The organism is Ferroglobus sp., from assembly GCF_015521575.1.
Classification (GTDB): Archaea; Halobacteriota; Archaeoglobi; order Archaeoglobales; family Archaeoglobaceae; genus Ferroglobus.
In genome coordinates, this window is record NZ_WANY01000212.1 from 1 (window position 1) to 7,118 (window position 7,118).

Annotated in this window: 6 protein-coding genes and 1 rRNA gene; 3 read left to right on the forward strand and 4 right to left on the reverse strand. The window is 47.6% G+C overall.

Features of this window, described 5'->3' with window-relative positions; genetic code table 11:
• Positions 1–1,428, forward strand: a 23S ribosomal RNA gene (locus tag F7C14_RS08465); the annotation flags it as partial.
• A gap of 170 nt (positions 1,429–1,598) precedes the next feature.
• Here F7C14_RS08465 and F7C14_RS08470 read toward each other — a convergent pair.
• On the reverse strand, positions 1,599–3,050 hold the full coding sequence (locus F7C14_RS08470) for a menaquinone biosynthesis decarboxylase (protein ID WP_290901815.1): 1,452 nt from the start codon (positions 3,048–3,050) through the stop codon (positions 1,599–1,601).
• Positions 3,051–3,094: 44 nt separating this feature from the next.
• On the reverse strand, positions 3,095–3,730 hold the full coding sequence (rnhB, locus tag F7C14_RS08475; protein ID WP_290901817.1) for a ribonuclease HII: 636 nt from the start codon (positions 3,728–3,730) through the stop codon (positions 3,095–3,097).
• A gap of 230 nt (positions 3,731–3,960) precedes the next feature.
• Here rnhB and F7C14_RS08480 point away from each other — a divergent pair, with 230 nt between their 5' ends.
• Positions 3,961–4,293: a hypothetical protein gene (locus F7C14_RS08480; RefSeq protein ID WP_290901819.1), complete on the forward strand. Its 333-nt coding sequence runs from the start codon at positions 3,961–3,963 to the stop codon at positions 4,291–4,293.
• A gap of 7 nt (positions 4,294–4,300) precedes the next feature.
• Here the strand turns inward: F7C14_RS08480 and F7C14_RS08485 are convergent, their stop codons facing one another.
• Positions 4,301–5,596, reverse strand: a complete 1,296-nt coding sequence (locus F7C14_RS08485) for a signal recognition particle protein Srp54 (protein WP_290901821.1) — start codon at positions 5,594–5,596, stop codon at positions 4,301–4,303.
• A 40-nt stretch (positions 5,597–5,636) separates the two neighbouring features.
• Between F7C14_RS08485 and F7C14_RS08490 the strand changes: the two genes are divergently transcribed.
• Positions 5,637–6,581, forward strand: a complete 945-nt coding sequence (locus F7C14_RS08490) for an MBL fold metallo-hydrolase (RefSeq protein WP_290901823.1) — start codon at positions 5,637–5,639, stop codon at positions 6,579–6,581.
• Here F7C14_RS08490 and F7C14_RS08495 read toward each other — a convergent pair.
• A partial coding sequence (locus tag F7C14_RS08495; protein ID WP_290901825.1) for a hypothetical protein occupies positions 6,499–7,118 on the reverse strand: 620 nt, incomplete at its 5' end. The genes F7C14_RS08490 and F7C14_RS08495 overlap by 83 nt on opposite strands.

Here is a 7,118-nt window from a genome sequence, read left to right on the forward strand (position 1 = left end):
CCGTCCGACTGCTATGCAGTTGCCGTAAGGCCCCGACGCCCCGGGATAGGCCGAGCGGGTTTGCCAGCCCGTCCAAGCGTCGAAGTCCCCGGAGTTCCGTAATGGAGAGAAGGGGGTGAAGGCGTGATGGCGCAAGTCGGCTGACTCCTGGGGCCCGTGAAAAGGGGGACGGGAGGACCGTACCGAGAACTGACACAGGTGCCCTGGCTGAGCAAGCCAAGGCGTGACGGAACATTCCGGCCGAGGGAATTCGGCAAGTTGGCCCCGTATGTTCGCTAGAAGGGGTGCCTGCGGTTTAGCAGACCGCAGGTCGCAGTGCCTCGGGGGGAGCGACTGTTTACTAAAAACACAGGGGGCTGCAACCCCGAAAGGGTTAGTACAGCCCCTGAGTCCTGCCCAGTGCGGGTACCTGAAACCCGGGTTCAACCGGGCGAAGGGCCCGTAAACGGCGGGGGTAACTATGACCCTCTTAAGGTAGCGTAATACCTTGCCGCTTAATTGGCGGCTTGCATGAACGGATTAACGACCCCCCCGCTGTCCTCGGCCGGAAGCCGGCGAACCCGACATCCCAGTGAACAGTCTGGGGACCCCCGTTGGGAAGCGAAGACCCTGTGGAGCTTTACTGCAGCCTGCCGTTGCCTCACAGCTGGGGGTGCGCAGGGTAGGCGGGAGGCTTCGAAGCCCCGTCTCCGGGCGGGGTGGAGCCGTCGATGAGACACCGCCCACCTCCAGCTGTGGGGCTAACCCGCTCTGCGGGGACATCGGTAGGTGGGCAGTTTGGGTGGGGCGCCACTCCCCCGAAAAGGTATCGGGGGAGCCCAAAGGTCGGCTCAGGCGGGACAGAACTCCGCCGTAGAGTGCAAGGGCAAAAGCCGGCCTGACGTGACCCCGCACAATAAGGGGTCACGAGCCGAAAGGCGGGCCTAGCGAACCACCCTGGCCTTTTGGTGAGGCCGGGTGACGACAGAAAAGCTACCCCAGGGATAACAGAGTTGTCCCCGGCGAGAGTTCATATCGACCCGGGGGCTTGCTACTTCGATGTCGGCTCTCCCCATCCTGGCCGTGCAGCAGCGGCCAAGGGTGAGGTTGTTCGCCTATTAAAGGGGATCGTGAGCTGGGTTTAGACCGTCGTGAGACAGGTCGGTTGCTATCTAACGGGGGTGTCTGGGCGGCTGAGGGGAAGGAGGCTCTAGTACGAGAGGAACGAGCCTCCGGCGCCTCTGGTCCACCGGTTGTCCGGCAGGGCATCGCCGGGCAGCTACGCGCCACGCGGTTAAAGGCTGAAAGCATCTAAGCCTGAAACCGCCCCCGAAAAGAGCCGCCCGTAAGGGCACCGGTAGAAGACCGGGTTGATAGGGCCGGGGTGTAAGCGGCGAGCTTCGGCGAGCCGTTCAGCCCGCGGCCACTAACGCCCGTCGCCGGGGAGCCTGACTGGTCCCAGGTACATACTGGGAACGCCTCTGCACGGTTGAGAGGAAAATTCTCCTTATCACTGCTCCTTTTGTTGTTAATGTTGATTAACAGTGATGTGTATAATCAAGAAGAAATAATGGATAGGGAATTCTTGCTGGGAGATTTGGATGGTTTGTTCTGCGTATTTAAAAAACGATTCTGCTTAATTCGTCCCAAATTGAGTCGATCTTTCTCTTAACATCTTCGCTCATCTCTACTACTTCTGGCCACTCCCTCTCGTAGCCCTCCTCTTTCCACTTCTTCGTCGCATCTATTCCAAGCTTCCCTCCAAGGTTCGGCTTGTAACTCGAATGATCCAAGCTGTCGAGGGGGGAATCTGGAATTATCACAACATCTTTGCTCGGATCGAACCTGCTCGTTACAGCCCAGAGGACTTCCTTCATGTTGTGAACGTTAACGTCATCATCGACGACTATCACTATCTTCGTCAAGCTGAGCATTCCCGTTCCCCATATGGAAAACATCACCTTCTTCGCATGCCCGGGATACCTCTTCTTTATCGAAACTATAGCTAAATTGTGAAAGCCGGCTTCGACGGGTAGATTTATGTCGACGATTTCAGGATGAATCATTCTGAGAATCGGCAGAAAAATTCTTTCGGTAGCTTTTCCAAGCCATGCATCTTCCATCGGCGGTTTTCCGACGATAGTAGCGTGGTAAATGGGGTTCTCCCTGTGGGTTACGCACTCCACCCTGAAAACCGGATACGGCTCTGGAGGAGTGTAGTAGCCAGTGTGATCTCCGAAGGGACCTTCCATTCTGAATTCATCGAGTTTTACGTATCCTTCTAAAACTATTTCAGCATTCGCTGGAACTTCCAAATCCACCGTTTCGCATTCGACCATCTTCAACCTCTTTCCCCTTATAAATCCGGCGAACATGAACTCGCTCATTCCCTCTGGAAGCGGAGCAGTTGCTGAGTAAAGCGTAGCCGGATCAACTCCTATAGCTACAGCCACCTCTATTTTATCTTTCCCGAGCTCTTTCATTTTTTTGTAATGCAAAGCTCCGTGTTTGTGGATCTGCCAGTGCATGCCGGTCGTCTTTTCGTCGAAAACCTGCATTCTGTACATTCCGGCGTTAAGCTCTCCACTTTCCGGATCCCTCGTTATAACGACTGGAAACGTTATGAATCTTCCGGCATCCTTCGGCCAGCACTTCAGTATGGGGAACTTGAGTAGATTCGGTTTCTCGTCGATTACCTCCTTACAAGCCCCACTTCTAACTTTTTTTGGCAAAAAGCTCACAAGGTCTTTTATCGCTCCAATGGATTTCAATCCGTCTAAAATAGAGCTCGGCTTTAAATTAGCTAATCTTACAAGTTTTTCTCCTATTTCCTCGAATCTCTCAACTTCCAGTGCGAGTTTCATCCTTCTTTCTGTTCCGAAAGCGTTTAAAAGCACCGGAATACTGTATCCCTTCGGATTTTCAAATAGTAGTGCTTTTCCGCCCATCTTCACAACTCTATCTGCTATTTCCGTCATCTCAAGAATCGGGCTGACTTCGTGCTTTATCCTTGCGAGCTCGTTCTCTTCTTCGAGCCTATCGATGAACTCCCTGAGGTCTTCGTATGGCATGATGAGTTTTTAAAAAGGGGAGATAAAAAGCTTGTTGTACTCAATCAGAACTCGAAAAGACTTTTCTGCCCAAGCTTCTGCCTAATCTTCTCTACTGTTTTCCACTTTTTCCTAACGATCTCCGGAATTTCACCTTTTTTAATCTGATCTTCAAGCCATCTCCTTGTCTTTTCATCGGAGGCGTAACCGCTTCCGAAGTCCCCGTATTTTCTTTTGAGTTCCTCGATCATCTCATCCCTCAGACACTTTGCGATTATCGAAGCAGCCGCAACAATGACTTCTCTTTCTCCCTCGTGCATTGCAATAACCTCTTTCCCAGTTAGCTGCTTTAGCTCATCTTCAAGTCTTTCCGGTTTTACGTCGAAGCTATCCACGAAGACGACATCCGGATTTAGCTTTGAAATTATTTTAGCGCAAACCTCCTTTAGAATCTCGTTTAGTGTCATTCTTTCCATCTTCGAGTTGAGCTCTTGAGGAGAAATCACGATAACTTCGTATTTAACAAGTCTCTTCAGCTTTTCTGCAATTTCCCTTCTCCTCTCTGGAGAAAGCTTTTTCGAATCTTTCACTCCGAGTTTTTTGAGTGCTTCAACCTCCTTCTCTTCGCATAAAACCCCGCAGACAACGAGGGGTCCTATCACAGGACCTTTCCCAGCCTCATCTATTCCGGCAATTTTCATTATCTCACTTCAGCGTTTTCAGTGTTCCTATTTATTAGTGTATTCATCGTGGAGGCTGCTGAAGGTAACGGAATTCAATAAATTAAATCTCGCTTTAACCGAATGGAGGAGATGAGATCCGAAGACTGATGCATATGAGACTGAAAACTTTCGCATTCTTCCTTTCTCTTTCAACTTTACTGGTAATTTTTGGCTATACCTGCTGGTCATCTTCTGCTGAGGTGTATTATGTGGGCGGAAAGGGTATCATAGGAGAAAGGGACAGAACAGTATCCACGATTGTCAGATCGTTTTCTGATGGAACATTCATCTTAAAGGATGGGGATTTTTCCGGAAGATTCGATAAGGATCTCCGGATGGATGAAAGGTTGAAAACTGAGCTGATGTTTAAGTATTCGAAACTGAACTACATCATTCACCTATGCAATAACCAAGGTTGCACTGGATTCATCGCCAAGGAGAAAGATTTTAACAGAGTTAAATTGGGAGATTTGGTTAAAGCCCGAACTTCCGGAATTTACTGCAGCATTGTGGAAGTCCTGGAAAGTCGTAGGCTTGAGTAAAAAAGATCTAAAATCCAAGCTTCAGACCTTTAATCGGCAACTTCCCCTTCTTCAACCTTTTCATTAAATTTTTCATCGTGTTGTAGTAATTCAGCAGCTCCTTAACGTCTTGTGGGGTGGTTCCGCTCCCTATTGCTATCCTTCTGATCCTTGAGGAATCTATTATCTTCGGATTGAGGAGCTCTTCTTCCGTCATGGAATCCATTATGACCTTGAACTTCTTCATCTTCTCCTGAGTCATCTCCAAAGCCTCATCGTCGACTTTAAATGAAAAGCCGAAGGGGAGCATTTCGAAAATCTTGGAAATGGGTCCCATTTTGTTCATCGCCTCAAGCTGCTTGTAAATATCCTTGAGTGTGAATTTGCCCTTGAGAAAAGCTTCTGGATCGAGTTCCTCCTCTTTAACTATCCTTTCCACTTTTTCAAGCAGAGCTTTAATGTCTCCCATTCCGAGAAGTCTCGAAACGAATCCGGCTGGATCGAACCTTTCGAAATCCTCTATCTTCTCTCCGGTTCCTATAAATGCTATCGGAATTCCTATGAGCCTTGCCGCCGATAATGCTCCTCCTCCCTTGGCAGTTCCGTCGAACTTGGTTATGACTATCGCATCAACCCCTATGGCTTCGTCGAAAGCCTTGGCTTGCTTGCTTGCTAACTGTCCTATGGAAGCATCCAAGACAAGAAGCTTGTAATCAGGTTTGCTTTCTTCTGCAATTCTCTTCATCTCCTCTATTAGCTCCTCTTCCAGCGCATGTCTTCCGGCGGTGTCGATAACGATTATATCGTAGTCTTTGAGAGCTTTTAAGCCTTCCTTAACGATCTTCACAGCATCCTTCTCTCCCTTCTTTCCGAAAAATCCCAGTCCAGCTTGCTCAGCTAATTGCTTTAGCTGTTCGTAAGCGGCAGGACGGTGAGTGTCTCCAGCTATGACCGCAGCTTTCATACCCTTGTCTTTGAAGTACTTGGCAATTTTTGCAGCCGTCGTCGTTTTACCACTTCCCTGCAAACCTACAAGCATTATCTTGCTCTTTTTCAACGGAATTTCAAAGCCTTCTCCAACTCCCCTCAGAATTTCTTCATAAACTATCTTTATTATGTGCTCCCTCGGATTTAAGCCCGAAAGAACCTCCTCGCTTAAAGCTCTCTTCTTTATAGCGTCGCTTATCTCCTTAACCTGCCTAACGTTCACGTCTGCTTTAATCAAAGCCCTTTGTACATCCCTCACGACCTCCTCTACAAGCTTCTTATCCACACTTGACGATCTTGCTATTTTCCTGACAACTTCTTTTAAGCTTGAAAGCATACAGCGTAAACGTTATACTACGAGGATAAAAACTTTCCGTATGAAAATTCAAAAAATCAAGCTGCCAAGTCCCTTTCCTCCGAATCACACGAACGCTTACCTGATAAACGACCTCCTTTTGGTGGATGCTGGCGTGAACTCTGAAGAAAACGTGAAGGTTCTTGAAAAATTCGGTGATGAAGTTATTCTCTTCCTCACGCACCCACATGCAGATCACTTTGGAGCGGCTTATCTCTTCAAATTCGTTTACGGACATGAAATAACGTGCAAAAGGCTGAGGGATGCTGAAGAAGAGTACTTCGAGTTGGTTTACCACCACTTCATTTCCGAAGGTTTACCGGAAAGCCTCGCCAAAAAAATGCAGGAGAGGGCGAGGGAAAGGTATAGGGGCTATGTGATCCCCTACGATAATTGCAAAAAAGCTCCAGAGAAAATAAAAGTGGATGGAGATGTTTTTGATGTGATCCACACTCCCGGACACTCCTTCGGGCATCTCTGCTTGTACCACAAAGAAACGAAAACGATTTTCTGCGGGGACATAGTTCTTGAGAATATAACGCCTAATCCGGTTATAGAGCCGATAAATGAGGAGAAAAGACTTTGTGTCCTCGACCACTACATAAAGACTTTGAGGGAACTTTATAATTTGGAAGTGAGAAAAGCTTATCCGGGACACAGAGAGATAAGGAAAGACTGGAGAGAGCTAATTTTAAGTTTCATCGATAACTGGAGGAATAGAAGTTTAGAAATCTGGAGGCTTGCAGACGGGAAAACAGCTTTCGAAATTGCAACGACGCTTTTTCCAGATATAAAGCAGATATTTCTCGCAATGACGGAAACTATAGCTCATGCGGACTTTCTCCTCTCCAACAACTTAGTAGAGAAGAGGGGGATGAGATACTTCAGATGCTCTGAAAGAGAAGAGGTTGAAGAACTGTGGAGAGGAATAAAAGAGAGGATAACGAGAGGAGAGCGAGGTCAATAGCATTCGGTTTTCTAACCTCGTAGTAGATTTTTTCGGTAAATCCCTTGCTATAGAGCGTCTCTCCCAAACTGAGGGATCTTATTATCACCGCTGCCACGAACGCCTTAAGCATTGAATAGTACTCTTTCACGCTTCTTCCGTAGAGAAATTTCACGTTTTCGAGATCGTTGATAACTGTTGGCAGCAAAGCTAAGGATATTCCCACGTAGCTAACGAACTTTTCCGGGAATCTGAAGTAGATTAATGCCCCAGCAATTTCGGAGTACTTTGAGGAGGTAATCAAAGCTCCGGAACAGAGAATTCCTATGAAAGCGATAAGAACGTTGAATCCTGAGATGAGGGAAGATATAAAAAGGAGCATTATTACTGGAAGAAACCCAAAGATAAACCTGAGGACTTTTCCTTTGGAGAATGCTGCGGAAATCGCTATCGAGCATAGAGAAATTAGAGCGTTAAAACCGGAGATGTATATTGAAAAAGATAAAAAAAGTGAAGAGAGAAGAACGCACCTTCCTTCGAGATCCCCCTCTTTAAAAC

Coding starts and splice junctions, on each gene's coding strand:
- F7C14_RS08470 (WP_290901815.1), bottom strand. CDS start 3,050: ATGCCATACGAAGACCTCAGGGAGTTCATCGATAGGCTCGAAGAAGAG.
- rnhB (WP_290901817.1), bottom strand. CDS start 3,730: ATGAAAATTGCCGGAATAGATGAGGCTGGGAAAGGTCCTGTGATAGGA.
- F7C14_RS08485 (WP_290901821.1), bottom strand. CDS start 5,596: ATGCTTTCAAGCTTAAAAGAAGTTGTCAGGAAAATAGCAAGATCGTCA.
- F7C14_RS08490 (WP_290901823.1), top strand. CDS start 5,637: ATGAAAATTCAAAAAATCAAGCTGCCAAGTCCCTTTCCTCCGAATCAC.